This window comes from Bacillus sp. Root131, from assembly GCF_001429475.1.
GTDB lineage: Bacteria > Bacillota > Bacilli > Bacillales > Bacillaceae_G > Bacillus_A > Bacillus_A thuringiensis_S.
Genome location: NZ_LMJQ01000001.1, coordinates 2,002,315 through 2,029,274 on the forward strand (window position 1 = coordinate 2,002,315; position 26,960 = coordinate 2,029,274).

Genomic DNA, 26,960 nt, shown 5'->3' on the forward strand with positions numbered 1-26,960 from the left:
AGAAATGTAATCATAAAAGATGCTATTTTTTTGTATGGATATACAGAAAGATAGCTTTTTTTATTAAGCGGATCTACTGACGTATATTTTGCTCAATGAATAATTGAGGTGGTAAAATTGAGATAGAAACGTAAAGGGAGAGAATAGAATGAATAAGCGAGAAACAGATAGCAATGAGAATGCAGTTACGTTATATGTTACAAGACACGGTAAAACAATATTAAATACGAATCATCGCGCGCAAGGTTGGGCTGATTCTCCATTAGTAGAAAAAGGTGTTGAAGTTGCCACAAATTTAGGAACAGGATTAAAAGATATTCATTTTATGAATGCGTATAGTAGTGATAGTGGCCGAGCGATTGAAACTGCTAATTTAGTATTAAAATATAGTGAGCAATCAAAATTAAAACTTGAGCAAAGAAAAGATTTGCGAGAATTAAATTTCGGTATTTTTGAAGGTGAAAAACTTGAGAATATGTGGGATGTGGTTGGAAAAGCTGCAGGCGTTCCATCACCAGAAGAACTTATGAAGTTTTCTATTCAAGAAGTGATTAATCTTATTAGAGTAGCAGATCCTACAAAACAGGCGGAAGATTGGGAATTATTTTCTACTCGTATAAAAGCTGAGATAGATAAAATTAGTGAAGAAGCTGCTGGAAATGGTGGCGGTAACGTTTTAGTTGTCGTTCATGGGCTTTTGATTACTACCTTAATAGAAATGTTAGACAGTAGCAAAACAAAACTTGGGGTGGAAAATGCTAGTGTGACGAAGATTGTATACCAAGATGGAACATATACAGTCGAGTCGGTTGGAGATATGAGTTATGTTGCAAAAGGGAAAGAAAGTGTGGAAATATAATTAAATCTCCAAGAGATATAAGAAAAGGAAGGTAGAGAAATCTAGCTTCCTTTTCTTATTGGAACGATTATGGAATTAATAAAATCTTCCCTGTACTTTTTCTGCTCTCTAATAATTTATGTGCAAGAGCACCATCTTGTAAGGAGAATGTAGTAGGGCACTCAATGTTTAATTTGCCAGTTGCGATCCAATCGAATAATTGAGTAGATCGTTTTTTACGTTCTTCATAAGTGGTAAGAACGTTCCAAAGGTCTCCGCCAGTTAAAGTTTTTGAAGTATCCATAAGCATACGTGGATCAACTGGCGCAGGATTACCACCAGCCATTCCGTAAAATACGACAGTACCGCCAATTTTAGTAGCGTTAAAACTGTCCTCTAATGTAGAACCTACTGATTCATATACAACATTTACTCCAGTTCCATTAGTCATTTCAAGTACTTTCGTATGCCATTCTTCGTTATATAAAAATACGTGATCGGCACCAGCTAATGTAGCTATCTTTGCTTTCTCTTTTGATGACGTTAAACCAATTACTTTTCCACCATATAGTTTAATCATTTGAACAAGAAGTTGACCGACGCCACCAGCTGCAGCGTGTACTAAAGCTATATCACTTTGTTTTAGTTGATAGCTATCTTGCGTTAAATAATGTGCAGTTAATCCTTGTAATAAGACAGAAGCAGCTGTTTCAAAAGAAATAGAATCTGGTAGTGGGATTACTTTTTCAGATGGAACGGCAACTAGTTCTGCATTTGCAAATGGGACGTCCGCAAATGCAATACGGTCTCCTAGGTTGATAGTAGTAACGTCAGCTCCTACTTTTTCAACAATTCCAGCTCCTTCATAACCTAATACATAAGGCGGATTGCCAGCAAGATGATAATCGCCGCGGCGTCTATAAATATCAGCGAAGTTTAATCCGATTGCTTTCGTGCGGACTAGAATTTCATTTGGATTTATGATTGGATCATGTATTTCTTTATATTGTAGTACATCTGGATTTCCAAACTGTTCGAAACAAAGTGCTTTCATATGGAATCCCTCCATTTGTATTGTTTGTCGATGCTCTTTATCATACAATACAAATATCAATAGGCAAAGAGGATTATTTTGATGAAATCAATCGGAAATATCGATTGAAAAGAGGGATGATAAATGGAGATAAAACAATTAATTACATTTAAAGTAGCAGCAGACACTTTGAATTTTACACAAACTGCAAAGAAATTAAATTTTGCCCAATCAAGCGTAACGGCACAAATTAAAACGTTAGAAGCTGAGCTTGGTACACCGTTATTTGAAAGATTAGGAAAACGCCTTTTCTTAACTGAAGCAGGAAGAAAGTTTCAACTATATGCGGACAAGATAATCGCACTTAGTAAAGAAGCAAAGACGGCCGTGAAAGATGATGAGGAAATAGCAGGTACGTTAATAATTGGTGCACAAGAAAGTCAATGTACATACAGACTGCCTTCTATATTAAAGAGGTTTAAAGCACAATTTCCTCAAATAAAACTTATATTTAAACCAGCACATTCCAATAAAGATGCAAAGGAACAATTGATGGAGGGGAAAGTAGATCTTGCATTTATTTTGGACGAATGTAAAACAGAAGATGTTTTACATGTGGAACCACTTATGAAAGAAGAATTAAAAGTAGTAGCTGCTCCTACGCATCGTTTACTTGAACAACCTTCAGTTTCTATAAAAGATTTAGAGAGTGAAACACTTCTACTAACAGAATTAGGCTGCTCGTATCGGACTTTATTTGAAGAACTATTTCGTACAGAAGATGTGTATCCAGCAAATAAAATTGAGTTCGTTAGTGTCGAGGCAATTAAACAATGTGTTATTGCAGATTTAGGTATAGCTGTTCTACCAGCGATAGTAGTAGAAAAAGATATAAGAGAAGGGACAATAAAAGAGTTACATTTAGAAAATGCAATTTCATCGATTTATACACAAATTGCTTGGCATAAAGATAAATGGATGACAGCACCACTGCAGCAATTTATTGATGTAACAAGGGAGTTTTTTACAACGGATTAAGTGGAGAAATATTTATTTTATATAAAAGAAAAAATGGCAATTTTGTATAAAGAACCGATGCTTGAATATAACAAGTATCGGTTCTTTTATGTTTTAAATATAGAATGCTATAAAATGTGTATTTCTCAACTTTTTTCTTACAAGGATAAGTAAAATTCTTCGTATATTCCAATAATCATCAGGGAATTTACAACGTTTATTCGTTTCTGTAAGATGCCTCTAGGAAGAGTGAAAGGAGGGCTTACATAGCAGTATAGCTTGTCTTTAGTATACGTACTTATTGTGAGGGGGAATTTAAAATGTTTAAAAAGTTAATGAAAGTATGTGTGTTAAGTGCGGCAAGTATAGGTGTATTATTTAGTTTTCAAGGAAGTACATTTGCAGCTACTGATTTAAGTAGTTATTATGACGGGAAAAATCCAGCAACAACGAAAGTATACGGGGGAAGTACAACATGTGATGCAGATGGATTTAATGCAAAGTCTACAGTAGTTTATGAAGGTAGTAAAAAAGTGGGGACAGTGTATTTACGTTACAGTAATAAATGTCATGCAGCATGGGCTAAGTTTGTGTTAGATCAACCAGCACCAGCTGTTTCGGGAGGAGTGTACGCGTACGCTGTTGTAAATAAATACAAAAATGATGTATTCCAAAAATCAGTTACTTCTAATCAGGGGAACGGCACAATAAAAACAGGTCAAACGAGCACTTATACAGGAATGGTATTTGATTTAACTGCTGATTTCGGATACACAGCAGATGCTGAAGCAGTTACGTTTAATAACGGTTACGGGAAAACAGCACGTTACTAATAAAGGAGTGAAATTATATGAAACTTTTAAAAAAGACGAGTGCATGTTTATTGCTATCTTTACTCGTTGTAACTAGTATGTTTAGCACGATTAATAGCGATAAAGCATATGCAGAAGATCATTCATATGATGGGAAAAGTCCTTATTATAATAGTTGTGATCAATCCGCAGTAACGAAAGAGAAGAAATGGATAGATTCAAATTCTTATGTAGAATTAAAATTTAGCACGACGTGTAAGACGGCTTGGGCGAAAGTTACTGTAACTCGTCCAGCAGTTTATAATAACGAAGCTGATGCAAGGGTTGTTAGAAAAACAGATGGAAAGGCATATACTTGCGGAAGTGCTGGAGGAAATGGTGTTGTAAATAAAGGACAAACATCATGCTATACGCCAATGGTATATGACTTGGATCCAAGAAAAGCGCAAGCACAGGGGAAACATGCCATTCCGAATAGCGATGCTTATAATTATGCGGAGACTATTTGGTATTGATGAGGATATGGAGATTGTAAGGTAGAGTATTTTAAGAGCATGTTTAGATTGGATTTCAAAACATGCTCGATTTGTATTCATTCTAATTTTTTCGGTAATCATAAACCATTGAATTAACTAAGGTCAGTATCAGGAGGAGTATATCCAAGGTACCTAGCCATCGATACAATTTGTCCTTTATGATGAAACTCATGAGTCTCCGTATGAGTTAAAAGCCATAGCGGAGTTGTGCTCCAAGGTTCTTTTTGCCACTTTACTTCATTTGCTATATTTTCGAGCCAACGGTCATTGTATTCATCTAAAAAACGTTGTACAGTCTCATCTACTAACTTAAATCTAGCACGGACTTTTTCCACATCTGCATGCTCAATTTCGTAATCGCTAGCAAATGAAAAATCTGCTCTTTTTTGCTTGAATGCGAATGATCCAAGCCAGTATCGGTAGCAATCGGCTACATGAATATGCGTCTTTATAATGCTACCGCTCCCGAAATTAGGAACAGTGCTATGTAATTTTTCTAGTGGGATTTCTTCCAAAAACGAAAATAGAGTTTCTCTTGTAGAGCTAATAAGATCATATTGTTGTTTTAAAACATGTAACATGTAATTGACACTCCTCTATTATTTACTAAACTAACTGTGTAGTAAGTAATTCTATATTTATTAGGGGTGAACCTTTTAATTATTTTTACTAAGCATATTAGATGTTTTTCTTAATCGTTTCTGATAGATTAAACAAGGTGAAACGTTAATAAGTTGAACATTCTTAGTTCATAATAAATTGTACATCAAGAAGGGGAACGATAAAATGAATAGACTAGTGGGTTTAAAACAATTTGAAATAACGCGCGGGGCGTTACTTAAATTTATGGAAACGTTAGATGATAAAACTGCGGATACGCAGCCAGAGGGTTTTAACAATACAATTCGTTGGCATATCGGTCATGTGTTAACGGCAGCAGAGGTTTTCATGTTTGGAAAAGAATTCAAACAATTACCAACTGAATATCCAGGTATGTTTGGGTATGGATCACGACCATCTAAATGGAAAACAGAAGGACCATCGTTAGAAGTATTAACGGCTCAATTAAAAGAACAAGCAAAACGTATTAACGAAATTCCAGCAGAAGCATTTGAAAATAAACTGCCAGAGCCATTCCTAGGATTGGAAACAGTAGGGGAGCTTTACGGTATGATGCTTTATCATGAAGCTGATCATATTGGGCAAATGAAAGCGATGGATCGTATTATTAAAGCTCTTTAGTCTTAATTGCATATAACAAGCAATACAGTTGTAATGTTAAATAATATATACAAAAAAGGTAGATAAATTATTATCTACCTTTTTTGTATAACTTCTTGAAGGATTAGGGATTATCATCGTGGTGCTGATGAAGAAGGATTAGAGAATTTTATAATTTTTTAGGTTGTGATTATTAATTGTAGTATTCCTAAATATGGAATATAAGTATAATGATAGAGAAGAACTAGAAATAGGGGTGAATACTATGATTACATTAGAGCAAAAGTTAGAGCAATATAAACATACATATGTACAGTTAAAGGGAGAACTAAAATGGAAAACGAGTGATTCTCGAACAGGAATGATGATTGCTGCTATGTATGCAGGTAGTGATAAATTGTTTAATCTCGAACGTTTTTTAGAAATTAGTAGTTATATTAAGAATCAGGTAGGGATGTTTTCATACTTAAAGTCTTATCATCGTTTTGTAGTGGCCGCAACATTAGATATTCACTTTACAGATTACAAGAAAGCTTTTCGGACGTTTTTAGATTTATATGAACAATTGGTCACTAGTGGCTTTAGCCGGAGTATATTTACTTATCTCGCAGCAGCTGTGCTTTTAACAGAAGAAAATGAACAGCATGGCGCGCACATTCAGCGTTCGATGCAAGTATATAAACGCATGAAAAAGGATCACCTCTTTCTTACAAGTACAAATGATTATCCGCTCGCGGTTTTATTAGCAGGACAATCAGAGAATGTAGAAACACTTATGGATCGTGTAGAACGTCTGTATCAGAAACTAGCGAAAGCTGGTTTGCGTAAAGGGAATGATCTTCAGTTTTTAAGTCATATTCTTTCACTAAAGAAGGATGTCCGTGAAGAAATGTTAGTTGCAACATGTACAAACATATGGAATTTGTTAAAACAAGAAAAGGTAAAAGTGAAACAGATGCATTATCCAGCAATCGGGCTACTAGCGTTACTTGAAGATGGAGAAAAAGAGATTTATGCTATTAAAGCGTTGATTGAAAAACTGCAGGGGGAGAAATTATTCCGTTGGCATGCAGATGCGAATATTCTTATTGCTATTCAACTGTTCGTAAGTCAGAAAGGTGAGGAAAGTAAAGCTACCAACACAGGTTTACAAACTATGATAGAAGTCCTCATACAAGCACAACAAGCAGCTATGATGGCAACGATTGCCGCTTCATCTGCAGCAACATCTTCTGCTAGTAGTAGCTCATAATATGTAACTACTTTAATAAGGAAGGTAAAAAAGCCCATCACTTTCTAATGAGTGATGGGCTAACTATTTTTACATAATCAGCATTATTTTTTCGACTCTTTCAAATGTTTGAGTTGTGTAACAATCATAATGCTAATAACAACGAGTAAAAACCATGAACTAATTTTGCTTAAGTGAACGAGATTCCACGCTTCCCGTTGATTTGGATATTGCCATGCTCCGAAAAATGTTGCGATGTTCTCTGCAATCCAAATGAAAAATCCGATAAGGAAAAAGGAGAGAACGAGTGGCATTTTATATGTAACGCCTTGTAATGAAAATTGTACAAATGTGCGAGAGAAAACAATGAATAGTAGTAAAGTTAATATCCATCTAAAATCGTATGTAAAGTGGTGTGTGAAAAAATTGAAGTAAATCATAGCTCCTAACGGCACGGCAAAAATAGCTTTCGGCCAATGATGCATTTTTAAATGCAACCTTCTCCACGCTTGACATATGTAACTCGCGACACTCGCATACATAAAACCGCTGTATAGCGGAACTCCAAAAACCTTCGAATATGCCTCTTCGGGATAACTCCATGAACCGAAATGTACTTTATATATTTCTAGTAAAAGGCCGATGAGGTGGAAGATGGTAATTACTTTTAGTTCGTCTTTTGTTTCAAGACCCGTCTTGTACATAATCCACTGCATAAGAAGGCATACGATGAGTATGAAATCATAGCGGTATAACCCTGGGATTGAAACAATTTTTGAAAGGGCTAGTGTTAAGAAAATAACAACCGGGAACAAACAGGATAATGCTTGTTCATAAGTGAAATTGAGTAGCTGTTTTATATAAAACATGTTTTCACCTTCTATAATTTTTCGTTTTAATTGAATAATCTGAAGAATAATTAAGTATACTATAGTTCTAAATGATAGAAAACTATAATTAGTTTGTTTGAAAAAACAAAAAATGTAAAATGAAGTTAATTCAATGTAGAGGAGATGTACCAATGTCAGCGCTTATTGTAAGTATCCCGTTTATAAAGCAGTTTATGGAACTAGGGGATAAATGGGCTGAAACAATTATCCCCATTATGTAATAAAGGGGGATTTTGAAATGACAATGAATCTTTTTCGAAATAAAACGATTAAATTATCAGTTATGAGAGAAAAAGATGTTGAATTGATGGCTATGTGGCAAGAGGATAGTGAGTATTTAAGAAATGTAGATACAGATGTAGCATTCCCGCAATCTTTAAATGAAATAGCAAGTGATGAGTTATTAAAAGGACGGAGATCGAATAGTGTTTCTTTCATGGTAAGGACAGTTCAAGAAGATCGCTTAATTGGTTTTGTGGCGATTCATGGTATAGAGTGGAATAACAGAACAGGTTTATTAGCCATTGGTATAGGAGATGCGAATGATAGAGGAAAAGGATATGGGAAAGAAGCAATACATCTTATTCTAAAGTATGCTTTCTATGAATTGAATTTACACCGCATCGGTCTCGATGTTATTTCGTATAATAAACCTGCCATTGCATTGTATAAAAAGATGGGTTTTCAAATGGAAGGCTGTATGAGAGAAGCGGTTCAAAGAGATGGGAAGTGTTTTGACCGTCTGATTATGGGGATATTGCGGGATGAATGGATAGAGCTGCAAGGTTAGAAAGTACATTCGAAATTATATATGTAGTATGCAGGAGATATAATGGTAATTGGCGAAAATTTACAGTGTGTTGATTGAATTTATAAGGAGTCATGCAAAATGAATTTAGAAAAGGCAAAACCAGTAAATGAAGAGGTCGCCGAATTAAAAGAACTTATTAAAGAGTTACACGGAAGTGTGCACCAACTTCAAAGTGAAGTGCAGCAACTAAGGCACGAAAGACCAGTTGTTGAAGTGAGAAAAGGTGTTCAATTATCACCAACAATTGTCGGACAAATTGGTGGTATGATTTTAGGTGGTTTAGCAATTATCGGTATATTTTGGTGATGAAAAAAGGTTTGCAGCACGGATGCTGCAAACCTTTTGTATTTGACGATATAATTTCATGCAATACAACTTTTACATTAAATAACGTAAATATATATAAGCATGTGATAACAAGAGTGCAACAATAGTTAATGGTAAACCAATTTTTAAGAAGTCCATATAAGAGAAGCCATGTCCTTCACGTTTTGCAATACCAGCAGCGACTACGTTTGCAGATGCTCCGATTAGTGTTCCATTTCCTCCTAAGCAAGCTCCAAGAGATAACGCCCACCATAGTACTTCGATTTGCGGAGAATCGACAGATAGTCCGAGTCCTGTAGCTAAGTCTTGAATAAGAGGAATCATCGTTGCGACAAATGGGATGTTGTCGATTGTCGCAGATGCGATGCCAGATACCCATAAAATAAGTATAGCTGCGAATCCGATGTCACCGTTTGTTACATCGATTACTTCTCTTGCAAGTGAAGAGATAAGTCCGATATCAATTAACCCGCCAACGAGAACAAATAATCCGGCGAAGAAGAAAATGGTAACCCATTCAACGTGGGCAAATACATCTTCAATATCATGTTCTTTCACGCCGATTAACATAAGAAGTGTAGCGCCTGTCATCGCGATAACAGCAGCGTCTACATGAATAATCGAATGAAGTACGAAGCCTAAAATTGTTAGTCCTAAAATCGAAATAGATTTTAAAAGGAGGCTTTGATCTTTAATGTAATCTTTTTCGTTTAATGCCATTAGTTTTTCGATTTGTTCAGGTGTTGTTTTTAGTTTGTTACGATACATGAAGTAAATAATGCCAAGTGTCACGATAGAAATAATAATTACGATTGGAGCTAAGTTAAGTAAAAAGGCGTTAAAGTCTAAATGCTTGTTTGCTGATCCAATCATAATATTAGGTGGATCACCGATTAATGTTGCTGTTCCGCCTATATTTGAAAACAGCACTTCTGAAATCAAATAAGGCACAGGATTTACTTTTAAAATACGTGTAATGGATAATGTAACAGGAACGATTAATAAAACAGTCGTTACATTGTCCAAAAATGCTGATCCGACAGCAGTTAATAGGGATAGTAATAATAAAATGCGAATCGGTTTTCCGCCAGCTGCTTTTGCCGCTTTAATGGCCACAAATTCAAAGACGCCTGATTGACTCGTAATATGTACGAGAATCATCATCCCAATTAAAAGGGTAATCGTTTCCCATTGAATATGTGATGTGAAAGCAGTATGTAAATCTACAACTCCAAAAATAATCATAATAGCAGCACCGAATAGTGCGATTACAGCACGATTCAATTTCTCAGAAATAATAAATCCGTACGTGATTAAAAATACGGCAATTGCAAAATAATATTGCCAATTTGCTACTTCATGTGCTGACTGTTCCAATCATGTCACCTTCTTTAAATTATGTATTCAATTGTCGAAATGTATCTCGCTGCAATAATACGGGATAAAATATATTGTAGCAAATTCAAAAAAGAAAGAAAACTATTTAACAAAGTGAAGGAAAAAATGTATTTTTTACATATCATATAAAAAATATAAAAAACACAGTGCAAATTATTAGGAAAAGTGAGCGTTGTCCTCTAATATAGAGATAGCAATTTACATTATTTTTGCGTAAAATGGTTTAAAGAGGTGAATTCCGATGGAAATAGTAAAAGATAGTTCTCTTATTCAAAATGAAATTGAACGTTTTGTAAATAAAGATGTATATATTCATTTAGAAACGACAAACGGAGCGTATGCATCACACATAAATGAAAAGATGATGACAGTTGGTGCTTTCATTCGAAATGCGATTATCCGTTTTGAACGCGGGAAGATAACTGGAACAAATCCATACCGAGTTGGTCTGAAAATGGATCACGGTTGGGTATATGCTGAAGGTATTACGCACTGGGAAGTAGACGATCAAGAGCGTTTATTATTAGCTGGACATGATAATTTAGGTCGTCTAGCAGTTGCACTTGAGTTAAGCTTAACACCATTTAAGTAAGAAGGAGGGAAACTTATGGAGAGACATGTACTTGTTGTATTTCCGCATCCAGATGATGAAGCATATGCTGCGGGAGGAACAATTCGCTTATTAACAGATCAAGGAGTACCTGTAACATATGCATGTGGTACTCTAGGACAAATGGGACGTAACATGGGTAAGAACGTATTCGCTAACCGTGAAACGATTCCACATATCCGTAAGAAAGAATTGAAAGATGCTTGTGAAGCAATGGGTATTAAAGATTTAAGAATGCTTGGCTTCCATGATAAAACGTTAGAATTTGAAGATGTTGATTTCGTTGCTGACAAAATTGAAGCAATCATTCAAGAAGTAAATCCATCTCGAATTATTACATTTTATCCAGAGCACGGTGTACATCCAGATCATAATGCATTTGGCCGCGCTGTCGTTCGCGCTGTATCACGTATGCCAAAAGAAGAGCGCCCAGTTATTCATGCTGTTGCGATTACGAAAAATCGTGAAGCAGTATTAGGAGAACCGGATGTTGTAAATAACATTAGTGAAGTATTTGATCATAAATTAACTGCATTAGGTGCGCACCGTTCACAAACAGAAGCAATGCTTGAAGACACGCATGCAAAAATAAAAAACAAAGATGCAGCAACATTAAAATGGCTGCAACTTGAACAGTTTTGGACTTATAAATGGGAGTAGGCTAGAAGGATACCTTCTAGTTGCTCTTATATAGAAAAGCGCCGTCACTTGTGATGGCGCTTTTTTTATTGAAGACTATATATTTCTTAGGGGGCTTCAAAATTTTTAAATTAACATGCAGTATAGCCTCCATCAACAAGAAGTGTTGTACCGTTAACAAAACTAGCATCATCACTTGCTAAAAATAAGACAGCTTTAGCGACTTCTTCTGGTGTTCCAAGTCTGCCTTGTGGATGAAGTGAAGCTAAATATTCTTTCTGTTCAGGATTAACACTACCAAGTAAAGGGGTGTCAATATAACCGGGGCACACCGCATTAATACGTATTCCGTATTTAGCGTAGGCAGTACATAAATTTTGAGTTAATAGTTTCACACCACCTTTTGCAGAGGAGTATGCTGTTGGGGTAGGTAATGAAACAAAACTATGAATCGAACCAGCGTTAACGATGACACCACCTGTACCTTGTTTAAGGAATTGTTCAATCGAATATTTATTAGAAAGGAATACCCCAGACAAATTAATATCAATAGTTCTTTTCCATTTTTCATAGGATAATTCATTTGCCGGTGCATCATCAGCAACGCCGGCATTGGCATACATAATATCTAATTTACCGTATGTACTTACTGTCTCATGAATTAGCTGTTTAATATCTGCCTCTTTTGTTACATCAGTTTTAATAAATAACGTATTATATCCATGTGCATTCAATTCATCTGATAGTTCTTTTCCACGTTCAGAAAAGTCAGCAATAACTACTTTTGCACCTTCTTCGATAAAAAGACGAACAGTAGATTCGCCAATTCCACTTGCTCCACCAGTTATGATTGCTACTTTGTCTTTCAATTTCATATAAACCTCTCCATTCATCAATGAATTTAAGTCGAATTTTAAAATCTGATTATATCACTATTAACCTTAAATAGTAAGTAGATAGAAGAAAAAGCTCGCGTTTACTTAATTGTAAAAGCCCGATTGGTGAGGGCTAATAATCAGTGAGGGATGAACAAAACCCCCACTGATTAAAGTTTTACTTTATTGTACTTTTTGATACAGTGATGGATGAAAATATTAATTTGGTCAATTTTATCATTAGATTGAATATTTGGTAAAGAGCTCTCGAAAAGAGCGAGTGCCGATGCTGAAAAATTAAAATAAACATTCAGTATTATTTGTAGGGTAAGGAACAAAGGGGAGAGATGCATAACGAAAAATACTATGCTAGTTAAATAGGAAAAAGCCTTGCAGGGGGGCAAGGCTTTAAACAGGGTATTAAAAATTATTGATTTATTAAGAATAACTTCTTCTTGTGAATAAACTAATTTTAGCATGATAACTCATATATATGTGTTACGAATTTGTGAATAAAAACTCAATGATAAAAGTATGAGTGCAAGGAAATAATGTATTTGAAATATGCATTATTACACAAAGTTCAGTTGAAATAGGGAGGGAAATAAAAAAGCGCAATGAGCAAAATAATTAAAAGACGAATTATACCAAAGATTAGTGGAACGCCTAATACTAAATTACTTTTTGCATTTAATTCTTTAGAATTGATTTTTAATAATGTATGTGAGAAGCGTATATTTTGAATTATTTAATAGAATAATATATATTTATATTGATTTAATGATTTTAGTTTTTTAAAAATGGGGAAATGGATATGAAGGTTAAATTTGCCGTAATAAAAGATGAGAACTTTGATTGTAGTTTATTGGAAACAAAATTATTGAAAACTTTTAAAGAAGTAGATTGTGAAGCAGATATTGTAAAGGTTGAGGATGAAATTTTTGAAAACAATGATATACAAATGCATTTGTCAGAAATAACCATTAATGTTACTGGGAAAAATATCGGATTTAGATCCGTTTCAGCCAGTATATTTATTGTTCTAGAGAGTTTATCAATACAGCTATTTCGTATTCATATTAGTATACTTTAAGCAGTTCAAAAAGTGGATTCTTCAGAAAATCATACTGATTATATTGAGTTGTAAATATGAAAATAATAGAAATTATCGTAGGTGCTCCCGAATGTTGGATTGCACATTGTTTGTTGTTAAATAAACAAGGGATACTTTTTCTAATTTGAACGTATCTTAACGCTAATTTATAAATAGAAGAATGGAAACATGTGAGTAATTCAATTAAAATGTACAAATAATTTGGTACGCGGATATACGGAATGTATTCACAGGTAAGAGGGTTGTCTCATAATATATATAGATTTTTCTATTAAGATGAACAGAGGGTGTGAATATATGGAAGATGTTTACGCTAAAATTGACAGTCTCAAGGCGGAGCAAAAAGAAATTATGCGAGACATTCGAAATTTAGAAACGCGTACCACTATTAATGAGAAAGACATAGCAACAATCAATAAGCAATTAGAAAAAATAAGTACAAACACAACTTGGATTTTGCGAATTATTATTAGTACGATAATAATGTCAGTTTTAGGATTGATATTAAAAGGAATGATTTAGTCTTGTGAAATAGAACAATATAAAAGAAAGAGGGGAGCTCCCTCTTTCTTTTATATAAATGAGAAGCTATAAATTTTCCGTTTCCTTTTCCTTTTCATCTGCATATTTTTCCTCTAAAGAAATTAATAGAGGAATGGATACAGTTACTAGAATGATTAAAGTAGTTATAAAAGATTTAGAAAGAGAAAAAGAACCTTCAATGAAAGGTGATAAAAACTTGAATGAAAGTATACTTGTTATTAAGGAAATTACTAAAAAGCTAAAAAGAGATATATTTTTATTCTTTATAGATGTCTCTATAAAGTCTTTAACACAGGTTATTACGACAAATATAGTTAATATGATAAGAGAAACAAAATAATGTGTTAAATTCGTCATACTAATAGTAGGGTCTTCTATTATGTAAGCAAGTAACTTAGATACTAATATTCCTCCAAACAATAAAATAATAAAAGCAAGTAATCCTTCCAATATATAAGTGCTGAAATTGTCTTTCTTGTTAAAGAGTTTATAGTTTAGAGTAGATTGGGTTATTTGAATTAGGAATAGGGTAATAATCCATACATAATATACAAATGGTAATTCTCCTGAGAATAGAGAAATTAGAAAGTTTACTACTGTCCTTAAAATTTCAATCATTACGAAAGTCCTCCTACTTGTTCAGCTTTATGACATTAGGAATATATGAGTATATCATTTTATAATTAGGTTTATAGATTCAAACTATTTCTAATTATTCCATAATAAGGTGGTTATATCAAGTAGTTATCTTCTATGGCGTGTATTAGTTGTTCACTAATATAGTTAATACTAGAAAAATAAAAGTAATATGTAATATAATTGAAAAAGTATATTTAAAAATCGATGTTAATATTACCCTCCTATAAGTATTAACATACGTAATTGAGGTGTTTTCTTTGTTGTTTTATGACCGGATTTCTATAATGGCCCCTCCTGTTCCGTAGCTAAGGAAAGTCTTTTTATTTCTGGGATTTTCAAAGTTATAGGAGGGTATGAAAAATGAAAAAAGTCTCAGTACCATCACTTTTGTTAATGATTGTTCTTGTCGCATTTCCGCAAATTAGTGAAACGATTTACACACCGTCTTTACCTGATATTTCAAAGGCGTTACATGTAAGTAATAATGAGGTGCAGTTAACGCTTAGTGTGTATTTTGCTGGATTTGCTTTAGGTGTATTTTTTATTGGATGGCTATCAGATATAATTGGCCGTCGCCCAGCAATGTTATTTGGAATTGTAATATATGGCGCTGGGAGTTTCTTATGCTATATTGCAAATTCCATTGAATTTTTATTGGTAAGTCGTTTTATTCAAGCGTTTGGAGCAAGTGCAGGATCAGTTGTGACGCAAACGATTCTTCGTGAAAGTGTAGAAGGGCATAAGAGGCATGTTATGTTTGCTCAAATCTCGGCAGTCATTGCTTTTACACCAGCGATAGGACCGTTAATTGGTGGCTTTCTTGATCAAATGTTTGGATTTAAAATAGTATTTTTAAGTTTAGTAGTTATGAGTATCGGTATTTTTCTGTATACGTTTGTTTCTCTTCCTGAAACAAAAACGGGCTCAGTAACGAATAAAATAAATGTATTTTCAGTCTTGAAGAGGCTAATTACAAATCCGAAAGTAGTAACATATGGGCTATTAATTGGAGGAGCAAATGGTGTTTTATTTAGCTATTATGCAGAAGCGCCGTTTATCTTTATTGAATACTTTCAATTATCGCCTAGTATGTATGGATTTCTAGGAATTGTTGTAGCGTCTGCTTCTATTGTTGGAGCGAAAGTTTCGAAACGTTTACTTGCTACTTATAAACCAGAGAAAATTATATATATCGGTTGTCTCGTAATGACAGGAGGAGCTATCCTTTTATCTGTTATTACGTTTGTTGGATCAAATCCAAACATAATATATATGATTGGATTTTTAGTAGCGATGTTTATATTGCTATTAGGAATTGGAGTAGCATTACCTAATTGTTTAAGTTTAGCGTTAGTAGATTTTCAAGATGTCATTGGTACAGCAGGTGCATTGTTTAGCTTAGGGTACTATGTAATTGTAACGATGACAATTTGGGGAATGAGTCAACTGCATACAGGATCGTTAATGGTGATGCCACTTTATTTTCTGGTTATTGTAGTTATAATGGTAGTGTTTACTAGGGTGTTTATCTTTGGTAAGCAAACTTCGAAATCGATTTAAATATGAAATGGTAAAAGGGTCTCATTAAAAATGAGACTCTTTTATATTTTATGCCTCAAAATTGGACTGGACTAAAGAAGTTAGTAATTTATTAATATATTAAATTTCTGATTGGTATATGAATCTAACGTTTGGGAAATCACGTTATCAACTATGAAGATTGAAGTACATGAGATGTGAAACCGAGGAAGAAATGCCATCCTTGGTTATTTATATTGTAATAATATTCATACCGGAATCATATTGAATAGATGTATTTTATTGTTAATTTAGTTAAAAATTAAGCAGGCTTATGTATAATAATTTATTGAAAAAATAATTGAATTTTTCAGATTAATGAATTAATATAAGGTAAGTAATTTTAAGATTTATAGAATATTGGAAGATGAAGGTTTTGAGAATTTTATTAGGAGCACAAAACGATTTTAGGATAGCTTTAAAGCTAGTGTAAAATGACGTTTGCTTCATCATTTTCAGGGCCGAAAGGAATTAGGGGAAAGCATCTTGTTTTAAAATGCGGCTATGAATCATCTAAGAGGGGGAAGTGAAGTGGCAAACAAAGAATTGAAAAGAGGTTTAGAAGCACGTCATATTCAAATGATTGCTTTAGGCGGAACAATTGGTGTTGGTTTATTTATGGGGTCAGCCAGCACAATTAAATGGACAGGTCCGTCAGTAATGCTTGCTTATGCAATTGCAGGTATTTTTATCTTCTTCATTATGCGTGCCATGGGAGAAATGTTGTATATGGAGCCAAGTACAGGCTCATTTGCGACATTCGGTCATAAGTATATTCATCCGCTAGCTGGTTATATGACAGCGTGGAGTAACTGGTTCCAGTGGGTTATCGTTGGGATGTCAGAAATTATCGCGGTTGGAGCGTATATGCAATATTGGTTCCCGGATTTACCAGCTTGGATACCAGGTATAATTGCCATGGTCATTCTTGGTGCAGCTAACTTAATTTCTGTTAAGTCATTTGGTGAATTTGAATTTTGGTTCGCGATGATTAAAATTGTTACGATTCTATTAATGATTATTGCGGGATTTGGTCTTATTTTCTTCGGAATTGGTAACGGTGGAGAAGCGATTGGTATATCTAATCTTTGGTCAAATGGCGGTTTCTTTACAGGTGGTTTTTCAGGATTCTTCTTTGCATTATCACTTGTAGTTGGAGCATATCAAGGTGTGGAATTAATCGGGATTACTGCTGGTGAAGCGAAAAATCCGAAGAAGACACTTACAAGAGCAATTCAAAGTACAATTTGGCGTATTTTAATATTCTATATTGGTGCTATTTTCGTTATTGTAACTGTGTATCCGTGGGATCAATTAAGTACAATTGGTAGCCCGTTCGTAGCGACTTTTGCGAAAGTTGGTATTACGGCAGCAGCTGGACTTATTAACTTCGTTGTAATTACAGCGGCAATGTCTGGTTGTAATAGTGGTATTTATAGTGCTGGACGTATGCTTTATACGTTAGGGATAAATGGACAAGCACCAAAATATTTCACAAAACTTTCTGGAAATGGTGTACCTTTATTTGGTACAGTTGGCGTAATTATCGGTTTAGCGGTTGGTGTTGTATTAAGCTATATTGCACCGAAAAACTTATTCGTATATGTATATAGTGCGAGCGTACTTCCTGGTATGGTACCATGGTTCGTCATTTTAATTAGTCAAATTCGTTTTAGAAAAGAAAAGGGAGCAGAGATGAAAGATCATCCGTTCAAAATGCCATTTGCTCCTGTAACAAACTATTTAACGATTGCCTTTTTAATTATGGTATTAATCGGAATGTGGTTTAACGATGATACTCGTATTTCACTAGTTGTAGGTATTATTTTCTTAGCTATCGTTACAATTAGTTTCTATGCTTTTGGAATAGGGAAGCGAGCTCCGTTAGACGTTCAAAACAATAAAGAGATTTCAAGTAAATAAAGAAAAGGCTGTTCATCTGGAACAGCCTTTTCTTATTGTTGATATAATTTGATTTGTGATAGATATATTTGAAAAATCGTTGATATATTGTACGTTATGATAGATATATTTGAAAAATCGTTGATATATTGTACGTTATGATAGATATGTTCGAAAAATCGTTAATATAATTTCACATACTATCTGTCACTATCATGATTAAAATTTCTCTAATACGATTTTCCCGATGGTACGTCCACTTTCAAGTAGTGCATGTGCCTTCTTTAAGTTTTCAGCGTTAATCGGTGTTAATGTTTCATTTAAGGTAGTCTTTAAAATGCCTTCATCTAGTAGTTCGCTTACTTTATTTAATAGTTCGTGCTGCGTAATCATATCGCCAGTTTCATACATTGCTTTTGTAAACATAAACTCCCAAACGAGTGTAGCACTTTTACTTTTTAAAATACCCATTTCAAGAGGGTGTTCATTTTCTACGATAGAGCAAATTTTGCCTTGTGGTTTAATAAGGTCACATATTGCTTGCCAATGTTGATCTGTATTGTTTAAGCAGAAAATATAATCTACATCGCTGAATCCAAGGCTTTGTAATTGCTTTTTTAAAGGGGCATGATGGTCAATTGTATGGTCAGCTCCAAGCTTTTTAACCCAGTCTATCGTTTCGCCGCGGGAAGCAGTTGCAATTACATTTAGTCCAGCCCATTTCGCCAGTTGAATTGCAATTGAACCGACACCACCAGCTCCGCCGATAATTAAAATGTTTTTAAATGAGTTCGTATCTTTTTTAGTATGATCAATGCCTAAACGTTCAAATAAACCTTCCCAAGCTGTAATCGCTGTTAAAGGAATTGCGGCAGATTCAGAATCATTTAACGTTTTTGGTTTCTTACCAACGATTCTTTCATCAACTAAATGATATTCACTATATGTACCTTGTCTCGTAATGCTTCCAGCGTAAAACACTTCGTCGCCTTCTTTAAATAACGTACAACCTTCGCCCGTTTGTACGACAATACCACTCGCATCCCAGCCGAGTATTTTTGCTATATCTTCTTTTTTATCTTTCGGAGAGCGAACTTTTGTATCAACTGGATTAACGGAAATTGCGTTAATTTTAACGAGTATATCTCTTCCTGTAGCAACAGGTCTTTCAACTTCAATATTAATTAAACTGTTTTCTTCTTCAATAGGTAAGTATTCATGTAAACCAATTGCTTTCATTTCTATTCCCTCCATTAAAGTAAGAGTCATTTACTCTTTTATTATAGATGGTGAAATGCCATTATGTAAAAAAAGTACACTCTTTTTTATTTATGCTGGTATGAAAGTGTGGAAGGAGTTTATTTCTAAAAAGCAGAATTTTTTATTGTGTTACTTTATCTTAAATTAAATGTAAAGGTGGATACATAATGACAGTAAAAAAGCTTTATTTCATCCCAGCAGGTCGTTGTATGTTAGACCATTCTTCTGTTAATAGTACGCTCACACCGGGAAATTTATTGAATTTACCTGTATGGTGTTATCTTTTGGAGACGGAAGAAGGGCCTATTTTAGTAGATACAGGTATGCCAGAAATTGCGGTTAATAATGAAGGTCTTTTTAACGGTACATTTGTTGAAGGACAGATTTTACCGAAAATGACTGAAGAAGATAGAATCATAACTATTTTAAAGCGTGCAGGGTATGAGCCAGATGATCTCCTATATATTATTAGTTCACATTTGCATTTTGATCATGCGGGAGGAAATGGTGCTTTTTCGAATACGCCAATCATTATACAGCGTGCTGAATATGAGGCGGCGCAATATAGAGAAGAATATTTGAAAGAGTGTATATTGCCGCATTTGAACTACAAAATTATTGAAGGGGATTATGAAGTGGTACCTGGTGTTCGGTTATTGTATACACCAGGACATTCGCCAGGGCATCAGTCACTGTTAATTGAGACAGAAAAATCCGGTCCGATATTATTAACGATTGATGCATCTTATACGAAAGAGAATTTTGAAGATGAAGTGCCGTTTGCAGGATTTGATTCAGAATTAGCTTTATCTTCAATTAAACGTTTAAAAGAAGTTGTGGCGAAAGAGAAACCAATTATTTTCTTTGGTCATGATATAGAGCAGGAAAAGGGATGTAAAGTGTTCCCGGAGTATATATAGTGCAAAAAGTCATGAGCTCGCGTGCTCATGACTTTTTCGTTTAAATAATTTTTTTAAATAAATTATAAACTTTTTTTGAACTATCTTCGTTTAACTGATAGTACGTAAGGTTTACATCATCAGGAGTATCTTGCTGAGCAATCATCACTTCGCTGTTGTGATGATCAACTACCCATATGAAATATTTTTTATAAGTTCCATCTTCGAAAGTAATCCACATATCACAATCTATTAAATCTGATCCTTCCTCATCCAATGTTAATTTGCCTTTTTTTGCGGTATTCATACTGTTAATAAACGTTTTTAACTCATCTGTTTTTGTGAGAAAGATATCCTTTTTTGTTTTAATTGATTCGACATGTATATCTTTTATTTCCTGTTTTCCTAAAAAAACAGGAGGCTCATTTGGATCTCGGGAGCTTGAAATAATAGTAGCTTTCTTTTTCGGCTTATTTGCAGTATACAGATCTTGAATAGATTTTCCCGAGTTTACAAACCATACAATTCCAGAAATAATTAATACGCTACCTAACAATAAAATAATTTTTTTAATAGGATTTTCTCCTCTCTATTACTTTGTGTGAAGAGCTTTTCTATTAATATATGATAGGTAAGCGTAAAGTATTATAGTTGAACTTGGTTATGCTTCACAGTTTTTATCGGGCGATCTATGAGTAAATTGTAAGTGAGCCCAATTAATACGAAAATGCCACCGATAACTTTACCGATAGAGAGTTCATTTGTCAGGAAGAAATCAATAATAGTCCCCGCAAATAATTGTCCGATAAAGATGAGTAATGTTAAATAAAAGGCTGATATTTTAGGAGTAATATAGTTGGATAATGAAATAACGATAACGCCTACTAATCCGCCTAAGTACACGGCGATAGGAATAGATTGCAACGTATGAATAGGGATATACAATGAATCTGAACTGAAAATTAAAAATAACATAGAGAAAAATAATCCAGTAATATAATTGAAAAACGTGCCTTCCCAGTTTCCAATTTCCTTTGCTAAATTCGCGTTAATAATTCTAGCAACGACGATAGAAACACCAGCTAAAATAGCGATCGTAATATATAACATATTTTTGCCCCCATTAATAAATTGTCATGATAATAATCCCAGAAGAGATGAATGCTAATCCAACTAGTTTTTTCTTTTCAAACTTTGCAACTTTCATTCCTAATAAGCCGAAATGATCAATAACGATGGAAGCAATAGATTGACCGAGTAAACTTAATGCGATCGTAATAGAGGCACCGAGGACGGAGAAACTTATATTATTAAAAAGAACAGTGAATACTCCAATCGCTCCAGCGCTATATAAAAAAATCGGAATACCTTTATCGAAATGAATTCTATGTTTGTTTAAGATTAAAATGAAGATAACTGCAATTAAACCGACGAGGTGAATGACAACGCTTGCTGTATACTTCCCAATTAACTCGGATAAAATTCCATTCAATGGGAGCATAACGGCGATGAGCACACCAATAAAGACAGAAAGAAAGTTATACAATGTAATATCCCCTTTATATTTCATATTTGTAATGACTGTATCATGCTGAAATTGTGTATTGTTATGACATATGTCATAGTGGAAGAAGAAAATTTTAATTACAATGGGGATGAGTTGTAAAGGTGGGGGACTATGAAGAAAGTATGTAATTCTATTAAACTAGCAGAGTATATGAAGAAAAATAATATTGATTCATTTTTTAGTCATGATATGAAGCCATATATGGAACTTATATTTTTTAAAAAGAATGAGTTTATTTGTAGAGAAAATGAAGAAATAGAGTATTTATTTTTCTTCGTTGAAGGAAAAGCGAAAGCGTTTAATACATTAAGTAACGGGAAATCTGTATTGCTATGTTTCTATGATAGTTTGCAGCTGTTAGGAGATGTTGAGTTAATTCATTCTCAAAAGACTGCTTCAAACGTACAAGTAATGGCAGATTCATATTGTGTTGCTTTACCTTTAGGAAAAGTGAGAAATCAGCTATTTCATGATGCGAAATTTTTAAGATGTATTTGTGGATCGTTAGCACATAAGTTAAATCGACTTTCAAAAAATAGTACAATTAATTTACTATATCCACTTGAAAATAGACTTGCAAGTTACATGTTAGCAGCAGGGGAACGAGCGGTGCAGCACGGAAATCGAATTGTGTTTAGTGGGAATTTAACGGAAACAGCTGAATTGTTAGGAACGAGTTATCGGCACCTATTACGTACATTAAATATTTTTTGTGATAAAGAGATTATAAAGAAAAACAATGGTTGCTTTGAAGTAGTGAATGTGGATGTTTTGAGGGAATTGGCTGCGGATGTTTATAAATAGGAGATGAAGTTATAAATGATTACACCTATATTTAGAATTTTTGATATTGAAAAAGCAAAACTATTTTACATAGGTTTTTTAGGATTTAAACTGGATTGGGAACATCGGTATGAGGAAAATATGCCATTATATATACAAATTTCGTTAGATGATACTGTGATACATTTATCAGAACATCATGGTGATGCCTCACCAGGTGGTACGATTCGGATCAAAATAGATGATGTAAAGGATTATCATTCTGTATTATTAAGTAAAGAATATGCTTATTCGAAGCCGAATATAGAAAAAACACCTTGGGGTACAATTGAATTAACTGTGATTGATCCGTTTTTAAATAGAATTATATTTTATGAGGAAAAATTGTCGGAGTAGAAAGGATTCATATACAAATATTCATGGGTTAAGTAGTGTAGTTACGTGGTAAATGTAATGAAGAGTAGTTCATAAAGTAGTGAACTGCTCTTTTTCATGTTGTTAAACAGATTGAATTATTGAAAAATAAATCGTATGATAAAATACATGAACAAATGAGCATATATTCATTTGTTGTAAGGAGGAGGGAAAAGATGTTAGATGCAATCATTGTTGGAGCTGGTCAAGCGGGATTGACAATAGGATACTACTTGAAGCAGGCAGGATATAATTTTTTATTACTCGAGGCAGGAAACCGAATTGGTGATTCATGGAGAAATAGATATGATTCTTTGCGGCTCTTTACACCGAGTGAATATAGTAGTTTACCAGGTAGGATATTAAAAGGAGCAAGGAATGAATTTCCACATAAAGATGAAATTGCAACTTATTTAGAAGAATATGCAAGACATTTTCAATTACCGGTACAATTACAAACGGAAGTTCTAAAAATAAAGAAAGAAAAAGAAATATTTGAATTACATACTCCTACAGAAATTTTACAAACGAAAAAAGTTATTATCGCATCAGGTGGTTTTCAGCATCCATTTATTCCCTCAGTTTCAGCAAATCTTTCACCACATATTTTTCAAATACATTCATCACAATATAGATCATCATCGCAAATTCCACAGGGGAAGGTACTTGTAGTAGGTGGCGGAAATTCAGGAATGCAAATCGCAGTAGAACTTGCAAAAACGCATGAAGTTACGGTGTCTATTAGTCATCCCTTAACGTTTTTACCGTTACAACTTTTTGGAAAAAGTATTTTTAATCTGCTAGAAAAAGTGGGTTTATTGTACGCTGAAATAAATACAAAGAGGGGAAGATGGTTTCAGAAGAGAAAGGACCCTATTTTCGGTTTTGAAGGTAAGAAACTTATTCGTAATGGAGCAATCAAACTACAAGAAAAAGTAGTAAGTGCATCAGGAAATAACATTATGTTTCAGAATGGTGATATTTATAGTGCAGAAAGCGTTATATGGTCAACTGGTTTTGTTCAAAATTATAATTGGATTGAAATTGAACAGGCAGTGAATGAGAAAGGGTTTCCTAATCATATAAAGGGAGTTAGTCCAGTAAGAGGATTGTATTATATCGGATTGCCGTGGCAATCTCAAAGAGGCTCTGCGCTTATTTGTGGTGTAGGAAAGGATGCAGTATATTTGCTTTCTGAAATCAAAAAAATAGATCAGTAGCAATAACTACTGATCATCCATATGTACATGAATTAGGAGAGGTCAAACATTTATTAACTTTATTATAATAGATTTTCATAGAATTAAAAACTGAAAATTCAAATTTCGTGTTGAGAAAGTTTTTTGTATCGAAATATATGAAAAAATAGGGATTTTCATCCCACATTAACGGACAGTAAGGCCTCCACTGATTAAAGTTTCACTTTATTAAAAGGAAAAATGATATTTATATTTTAGTAAATTATGATATAGTCTAAATAAGTGTGTTTTTCCATAAATGTAATTATTTTCATTGTAGTTTCGTTTATATAAGGGAAGGAGAAGTAATTATGAAGTTTGATGATCAACGCTTACTAGGAGTCCGATTAGGTTCTGTACTTGTGACAGAGGAAAATCAATATTTAGTAATTAAGAAAAAAGATCATTATGCACTATTAAATATACATAATTTAGAATGCACTCATGTTGAAGTGCAGTTAGAACATTTGGAAGAAATGTTACATGAAGATTTCCAGGAAAGTATAACGGAGATTATCGCACCAGAACATATAAAAATTGTTGCGAAAAATGTTATATAGATAAAGAAGCTGGAAGGAACAGCTTCTTTATTTTCATTATAAGGATAACGTTTTTACAACCTCACCAATGATCCCTTCCATTTGATGAACACCTAAATCGGAATTGGTCATAATAACAGCGCCATTCCCGCAGTATGGATAACAAACCATCATACATTGAAATCCGACGCCCCATCCGAGTGAATAAATCTGTAATTCTTCATTAGAATCATCTAGAAAAACACCTAATCCAGTCCATTTTGAGCAACCTTGAGGAGAAATCATGTCTAGTACTAATTTTTGAGAAAGTTTTAGTTTGCCCTTTCCTTGTAAGGAATGAATGATTTCAATGACTAAAGCTGATAAGTCAGTTGGTGTTGTCCAAATGCCTGAAGCAGCTGCGAATGGATAAAATGGAAATCTCTCATTTGTTACAGTTCTATCTTTATTATGGCCGCAAGCAAAAACATCGGTTTTATCTATGTCTTTTGGAGAGAAGAGTGTACTATTTTTCATTTGTAGTGGCTGAAAGATATATTCTTCAAGTAAAAGGTTAAATGGTTTTCCAGTTATATCTTCAAGTAGTAGTTCGATAATACAAAAGTTTGCATCAGAGTAGTGAAATTCACTTTCTGGTTTATAAGTTATTTCTATTGGTACTGAACAATATGATGTTTTACCAGCAAGGAGTTCAGATAAGTTTGGTCGCCCTTGTGCAAATGTAAAATGTTCAAAACTATTAGGAGGATCAATAATTCCAGATTGGTGACTTAATAAATTTCGCAGGGTGACTTTTTTCTGTGAGGTAAATAGATTGGTAGGTATGTTCCAAGATGTAAGTCTATCATTTACGTCTTCATCTAAATATACGATACCTTGCTCTGATAATGTTAGTACGAGCATTGTAGTGATGAATTTGCTGATAGAGCAAGAATTAAAGAGAGAATTTGTAGTAACAGCTCTAGTTGTTCCATCTTCAAGTGTTCCAAAGGCAGTCGCTTCATCTAGTTTGCCATTACGTATAACAGCGAGGCTTAAACCTGCAACGGAATATTGATTCATTTTTTCGTATATATTGCTACTTTTTAAGTTCATGGTGACTCCTTTCTTTAAAGACAGAATATTATTTTTATTATACAGTAGTAAAAAAAAGAAAACACTTCGTCATTCACCAATGAAGTGTTTTCTTTTTTAGTTAGTTTGAAGTGAACTTTTGAAAAAATTTGTCTCGGTACATGTACATAACCCATGAGGTTGTTATTAAAGAAATGATGATTTGTTTGTTTTTAATTGGTGCATTGAAAACAAGCCAACCCACTATATCAAATAATAAATGTAGCATGATTGAAAGAACTACAAATTGAAGTAACGTATTTAAAAATCTTTTCATAAAGTGTCCCCCTAAAATAATAGGTTTTATTAACAGTTTGATATAGTGGTATTATACAGTAAATGTTTCTTGTGGTGAAATTTACATAAGTTAGTGAAATAAAACAAATGAAAGTTAGTAAGGGGGAACATTCATGGAATTCTGGATGGTTATACCGATAGTAGCCTTTGGATTCATTTATATCGCTGAAAAATTAACTACAATTGAAAAGAAAAATGATGCGCGTTTAAAGAGAATTGAAGATAGATTACAATTAATTACGAAAGAATTGGGAATTGTAGAAAGAGAACCTGAAATTAATAAAGAACTACGCCAGCTTGTAGAAGAAGGCAAAAAAATTACAGCAGTTAAGAGAGTAAGAGAAGCTTTTGGTTTTTCCTTACTAGAAGCGAAGCAATATGTTGATAAATTATAAAAAAGATTACCCATTTGGGTGATCTTTTTCACTGCACCATGCGTGTATTTACATAAGCCGCGATTATAACGTGTCCAATTATAATGATAGGAAATAAGATTTTGGCATTAGGAGTAGTGAAGACACTACCGATTGTCGCAATGACACCAGCAATTAAATTATAAAGACCTACTATTTTTGATAGTGTCACTTTATCAAGCACGCGGCGTTCGTTGAATCCTGATAAGAGGCAAGTGTATTGTTTTACTCCGATGAAATAAGCTAGTGCAAATGAAATGATTGCTACTATGAATAATGATGGTGAAGCGAAGAGAGTCATTGCAAACACCTCCGTTAATGGGCTATAAATAAATTATAGTCTGAATGTTATAATTTAACAAAATACAATTTTGATTTTAAATGTAATAGAAAAATGGAGTATTTGTAATGAGGGGAGATTAA

At 33.8% G+C, this 26,960-nt stretch carries 33 protein-coding genes; 20 read left to right on the plus strand and 13 right to left on the minus strand.

Annotated features, from left to right (window positions below):
- Nucleotides 1-148 precede the first annotated feature (148 nt).
- Nucleotides 149-859, plus strand: a complete 711-nt coding sequence (locus ASE54_RS10025; RefSeq protein ID WP_001042048.1) for a histidine phosphatase family protein — start codon at nucleotides 149-151, stop codon at nucleotides 857-859.
- 67 nt (nucleotides 860-926) lie between these two features.
- Here the strand turns inward: ASE54_RS10025 and ASE54_RS10030 are convergent, their stop codons facing one another.
- Nucleotides 927-1,892 carry a quinone oxidoreductase gene (locus ASE54_RS10030; RefSeq protein ID WP_000645236.1) on the minus strand — a complete coding sequence of 322 codons (966 nt, stop codon included), beginning with the start codon at nucleotides 1,890-1,892 and terminating at the stop codon, nucleotides 927-929.
- A gap of 123 nt (nucleotides 1,893-2,015) precedes the next feature.
- Here ASE54_RS10030 and ASE54_RS10035 point away from each other — a divergent pair, with 123 nt between their 5' ends.
- The 3 genes from ASE54_RS10035 (at nucleotide 2,016) to ASE54_RS10045 (ending at nucleotide 4,215) form a co-directional block, all read left to right on the plus strand.
- Complete coding sequence (locus tag ASE54_RS10035) at nucleotides 2,016-2,909, plus strand: LysR family transcriptional regulator (RefSeq protein ID WP_000403874.1); 894 nt, start codon at nucleotides 2,016-2,018, stop codon at nucleotides 2,907-2,909.
- Between the two features lie 299 nt (nucleotides 2,910-3,208).
- A complete protein-coding gene (locus tag ASE54_RS10040) occupies nucleotides 3,209-3,721 on the plus strand; it encodes a DUF2690 domain-containing protein (protein ID WP_000473737.1) in 513 nt (170 codons plus the stop codon).
- A gap of 17 nt (nucleotides 3,722-3,738) precedes the next feature.
- Entirely contained in the window at nucleotides 3,739-4,215 is a 477-nt protein-coding gene (locus ASE54_RS10045; RefSeq protein ID WP_000771161.1) for a DUF2690 domain-containing protein, read from the plus strand.
- A gap of 113 nt (nucleotides 4,216-4,328) precedes the next feature.
- Here the strand turns inward: ASE54_RS10045 and ASE54_RS10050 are convergent, their stop codons facing one another.
- On the minus strand, nucleotides 4,329-4,817 hold the full coding sequence (locus ASE54_RS10050) for a DinB family protein (RefSeq protein ID WP_000903443.1): 489 nt from the start codon (nucleotides 4,815-4,817) through the stop codon (nucleotides 4,329-4,331).
- Between the two features lie 205 nt (nucleotides 4,818-5,022).
- Between ASE54_RS10050 and ASE54_RS10055 the strand changes: the two genes are divergently transcribed.
- Both ASE54_RS10055 and ASE54_RS10060 read left to right on the plus strand, forming a co-directional pair.
- Nucleotides 5,023-5,478 (plus strand): DinB family protein, encoded by a 456-nt coding sequence (locus ASE54_RS10055; protein WP_001081118.1) that lies wholly within the window; start codon nucleotides 5,023-5,025, stop codon nucleotides 5,476-5,478.
- Between the two features lie 193 nt (nucleotides 5,479-5,671).
- Nucleotides 5,672-6,709, plus strand: coding sequence for a DUF4003 domain-containing protein (locus ASE54_RS10060; RefSeq protein WP_003309751.1), 1,038 nt, complete (start codon nucleotides 5,672-5,674; stop codon nucleotides 6,707-6,709).
- A gap of 83 nt (nucleotides 6,710-6,792) precedes the next feature.
- Here ASE54_RS10060 and ASE54_RS10065 read toward each other — a convergent pair whose 3' ends face one another.
- The gene (locus ASE54_RS10065) at nucleotides 6,793-7,557 is read right to left on the minus strand and encodes a DUF817 domain-containing protein (RefSeq protein ID WP_000499395.1); all 765 of its coding nucleotides are present in this window, start codon (nucleotides 7,555-7,557) and stop codon (nucleotides 6,793-6,795) included.
- Between the two features lie 259 nt (nucleotides 7,558-7,816).
- Here ASE54_RS10065 and ASE54_RS10070 point away from each other — a divergent pair, with 259 nt between their 5' ends.
- Together ASE54_RS10070 and ASE54_RS10075 are read left to right on the plus strand one after the other, a co-directional pair.
- Nucleotides 7,817-8,368 carry a GNAT family protein gene (locus ASE54_RS10070; RefSeq protein ID WP_000178511.1) on the plus strand — a complete coding sequence of 184 codons (552 nt, stop codon included), beginning with the start codon at nucleotides 7,817-7,819 and terminating at the stop codon, nucleotides 8,366-8,368.
- 99 nt (nucleotides 8,369-8,467) lie between these two features.
- Nucleotides 8,468-8,695, plus strand: a complete 228-nt coding sequence (locus tag ASE54_RS10075; RefSeq protein WP_001047304.1) for a hypothetical protein — start codon at nucleotides 8,468-8,470, stop codon at nucleotides 8,693-8,695.
- Nucleotides 8,696-8,767: 72 nt separating this feature from the next.
- Here the strand turns inward: ASE54_RS10075 and ASE54_RS10080 are convergent, their stop codons facing one another.
- Complete coding sequence (locus ASE54_RS10080) at nucleotides 8,768-10,093, minus strand: ArsB/NhaD family transporter (RefSeq protein WP_000437991.1); 1,326 nt, start codon at nucleotides 10,091-10,093, stop codon at nucleotides 8,768-8,770.
- Nucleotides 10,094-10,355: 262 nt separating this feature from the next.
- Here ASE54_RS10080 and ASE54_RS10085 point away from each other — a divergent pair, with 262 nt between their 5' ends.
- On the plus strand, nucleotides 10,356-10,706 hold the full coding sequence (locus ASE54_RS10085; protein WP_000407045.1) for a YojF family protein: 351 nt from the start codon (nucleotides 10,356-10,358) through the stop codon (nucleotides 10,704-10,706).
- A 15-nt stretch (nucleotides 10,707-10,721) separates the two neighbouring features.
- Nucleotides 10,722-11,384 carry a bacillithiol biosynthesis deacetylase BshB2 gene (bshB2, locus tag ASE54_RS10090; protein WP_000439483.1) on the plus strand — a complete coding sequence of 221 codons (663 nt, stop codon included), beginning with the start codon at nucleotides 10,722-10,724 and terminating at the stop codon, nucleotides 11,382-11,384.
- Nucleotides 11,385-11,494: 110 nt separating this feature from the next.
- Here the strand turns inward: bshB2 and ASE54_RS10095 are convergent, their stop codons facing one another.
- Nucleotides 11,495-12,238: a glucose 1-dehydrogenase gene (locus ASE54_RS10095; RefSeq protein WP_000768019.1), complete on the minus strand. Its 744-nt coding sequence runs from the start codon at nucleotides 12,236-12,238 to the stop codon at nucleotides 11,495-11,497.
- An 814-nt stretch (nucleotides 12,239-13,052) separates the two neighbouring features.
- Here ASE54_RS10095 and ASE54_RS10100 point away from each other — a divergent pair.
- Together ASE54_RS10100 and ASE54_RS10105 are read left to right on the plus strand one after the other, a co-directional pair.
- A complete protein-coding gene (locus ASE54_RS10100) occupies nucleotides 13,053-13,331 on the plus strand; it encodes a hypothetical protein (RefSeq protein ID WP_000865002.1) in 279 nt (92 codons plus the stop codon).
- A gap of 318 nt (nucleotides 13,332-13,649) precedes the next feature.
- Nucleotides 13,650-13,874: a hemolysin XhlA family protein gene (locus ASE54_RS10105; protein WP_000390464.1), complete on the plus strand. Its 225-nt coding sequence runs from the start codon at nucleotides 13,650-13,652 to the stop codon at nucleotides 13,872-13,874.
- A gap of 66 nt (nucleotides 13,875-13,940) precedes the next feature.
- On the opposite strand, the gene ASE54_RS10110 is transcribed toward ASE54_RS10105, so the two are convergent.
- A complete protein-coding gene (locus ASE54_RS10110) occupies nucleotides 13,941-14,513 on the minus strand; it encodes a DUF5823 family protein (protein WP_000570041.1) in 573 nt (190 codons plus the stop codon).
- A gap of 381 nt (nucleotides 14,514-14,894) precedes the next feature.
- Between ASE54_RS10110 and ASE54_RS10115 the strand changes: the two genes are divergently transcribed.
- Both ASE54_RS10115 and ASE54_RS10120 read left to right on the plus strand, forming a co-directional pair.
- On the plus strand, nucleotides 14,895-16,094 hold the full coding sequence (locus tag ASE54_RS10115; RefSeq protein ID WP_000758008.1) for a multidrug effflux MFS transporter: 1,200 nt from the start codon (nucleotides 14,895-14,897) through the stop codon (nucleotides 16,092-16,094).
- 549 nt (nucleotides 16,095-16,643) lie between these two features.
- A complete protein-coding gene (locus tag ASE54_RS10120; protein WP_001284408.1) occupies nucleotides 16,644-18,035 on the plus strand; it encodes an amino acid permease in 1,392 nt (463 codons plus the stop codon).
- A 198-nt stretch (nucleotides 18,036-18,233) separates the two neighbouring features.
- On the opposite strand, the gene ASE54_RS10125 is transcribed toward ASE54_RS10120, so the two are convergent.
- Nucleotides 18,234-19,253 (minus strand): zinc-binding alcohol dehydrogenase family protein, encoded by a 1,020-nt coding sequence (locus tag ASE54_RS10125; protein ID WP_000643783.1) that lies wholly within the window; start codon nucleotides 19,251-19,253, stop codon nucleotides 18,234-18,236.
- Between the two features lie 188 nt (nucleotides 19,254-19,441).
- Between ASE54_RS10125 and aiiA the strand changes: the two genes are divergently transcribed.
- A complete protein-coding gene (gene aiiA, locus ASE54_RS10130) occupies nucleotides 19,442-20,194 on the plus strand; it encodes an N-acyl homoserine lactonase AiiA (protein ID WP_000216598.1) in 753 nt (250 codons plus the stop codon).
- Between the two features lie 40 nt (nucleotides 20,195-20,234).
- Here aiiA and ASE54_RS10135 read toward each other — a convergent pair whose 3' ends face one another.
- The 3 genes from ASE54_RS10135 to ASE54_RS10145 all read right to left on the minus strand — a co-directional run bounded on the left by ASE54_RS10135 (nucleotide 20,235) and on the right by ASE54_RS10145 (nucleotide 21,743).
- A complete protein-coding gene (locus ASE54_RS10135) occupies nucleotides 20,235-20,729 on the minus strand; it encodes a hypothetical protein (RefSeq protein ID WP_000901705.1) in 495 nt (164 codons plus the stop codon).
- A gap of 89 nt (nucleotides 20,730-20,818) precedes the next feature.
- Nucleotides 20,819-21,283, minus strand: coding sequence for a DMT family transporter (locus ASE54_RS10140; RefSeq protein WP_000965812.1), 465 nt, complete (start codon nucleotides 21,281-21,283; stop codon nucleotides 20,819-20,821).
- Nucleotides 21,284-21,296: 13 nt separating this feature from the next.
- Nucleotides 21,297-21,743, minus strand: coding sequence for a DMT family transporter (locus ASE54_RS10145; RefSeq protein ID WP_003259412.1), 447 nt, complete (start codon nucleotides 21,741-21,743; stop codon nucleotides 21,297-21,299).
- Nucleotides 21,744-21,851: 108 nt separating this feature from the next.
- Between ASE54_RS10145 and yeiL the strand changes: the two genes are divergently transcribed.
- The 4 genes from yeiL to ASE54_RS10165 all read left to right on the plus strand — a co-directional run bounded on the left by yeiL (nucleotide 21,852) and on the right by ASE54_RS10165 (nucleotide 24,735).
- On the plus strand, nucleotides 21,852-22,544 hold the full coding sequence (gene yeiL / locus ASE54_RS10150) for a transcriptional regulator YeiL (protein ID WP_000754833.1): 693 nt from the start codon (nucleotides 21,852-21,854) through the stop codon (nucleotides 22,542-22,544).
- A gap of 15 nt (nucleotides 22,545-22,559) precedes the next feature.
- Nucleotides 22,560-22,919, plus strand: coding sequence for a glyoxalase superfamily protein (locus ASE54_RS10155; RefSeq protein ID WP_000632390.1), 360 nt, complete (start codon nucleotides 22,560-22,562; stop codon nucleotides 22,917-22,919).
- 194 nt (nucleotides 22,920-23,113) lie between these two features.
- Nucleotides 23,114-24,157 carry an NAD(P)/FAD-dependent oxidoreductase gene (locus tag ASE54_RS10160; RefSeq protein WP_000882898.1) on the plus strand — a complete coding sequence of 348 codons (1,044 nt, stop codon included), beginning with the start codon at nucleotides 23,114-23,116 and terminating at the stop codon, nucleotides 24,155-24,157.
- A 329-nt stretch (nucleotides 24,158-24,486) separates the two neighbouring features.
- On the plus strand, nucleotides 24,487-24,735 hold the full coding sequence (locus tag ASE54_RS10165) for a hypothetical protein (protein ID WP_000666947.1): 249 nt from the start codon (nucleotides 24,487-24,489) through the stop codon (nucleotides 24,733-24,735).
- Between the two features lie 36 nt (nucleotides 24,736-24,771).
- Here ASE54_RS10165 and ASE54_RS10170 read toward each other — a convergent pair whose 3' ends face one another.
- On the minus strand, nucleotides 24,772-25,809 hold the full coding sequence (locus ASE54_RS10170; protein WP_001050192.1) for a serine hydrolase domain-containing protein: 1,038 nt from the start codon (nucleotides 25,807-25,809) through the stop codon (nucleotides 24,772-24,774).
- Nucleotides 25,810-25,909: 100 nt separating this feature from the next.
- Nucleotides 25,910-26,104 (minus strand): hypothetical protein, encoded by a 195-nt coding sequence (locus tag ASE54_RS10175; protein ID WP_000819656.1) that lies wholly within the window; start codon nucleotides 26,102-26,104, stop codon nucleotides 25,910-25,912.
- A gap of 133 nt (nucleotides 26,105-26,237) precedes the next feature.
- Between ASE54_RS10175 and ASE54_RS10180 the strand changes: the two genes are divergently transcribed.
- On the plus strand, nucleotides 26,238-26,519 hold the full coding sequence (locus ASE54_RS10180) for a hypothetical protein (RefSeq protein WP_000397727.1): 282 nt from the start codon (nucleotides 26,238-26,240) through the stop codon (nucleotides 26,517-26,519).
- A gap of 28 nt (nucleotides 26,520-26,547) precedes the next feature.
- Here ASE54_RS10180 and ASE54_RS10185 read toward each other — a convergent pair whose 3' ends face one another.
- Nucleotides 26,548-26,838 (minus strand): DUF3784 domain-containing protein, encoded by a 291-nt coding sequence (locus ASE54_RS10185; protein ID WP_000171767.1) that lies wholly within the window; start codon nucleotides 26,836-26,838, stop codon nucleotides 26,548-26,550.
- Nucleotides 26,839-26,960 lie beyond the last annotated feature (122 nt).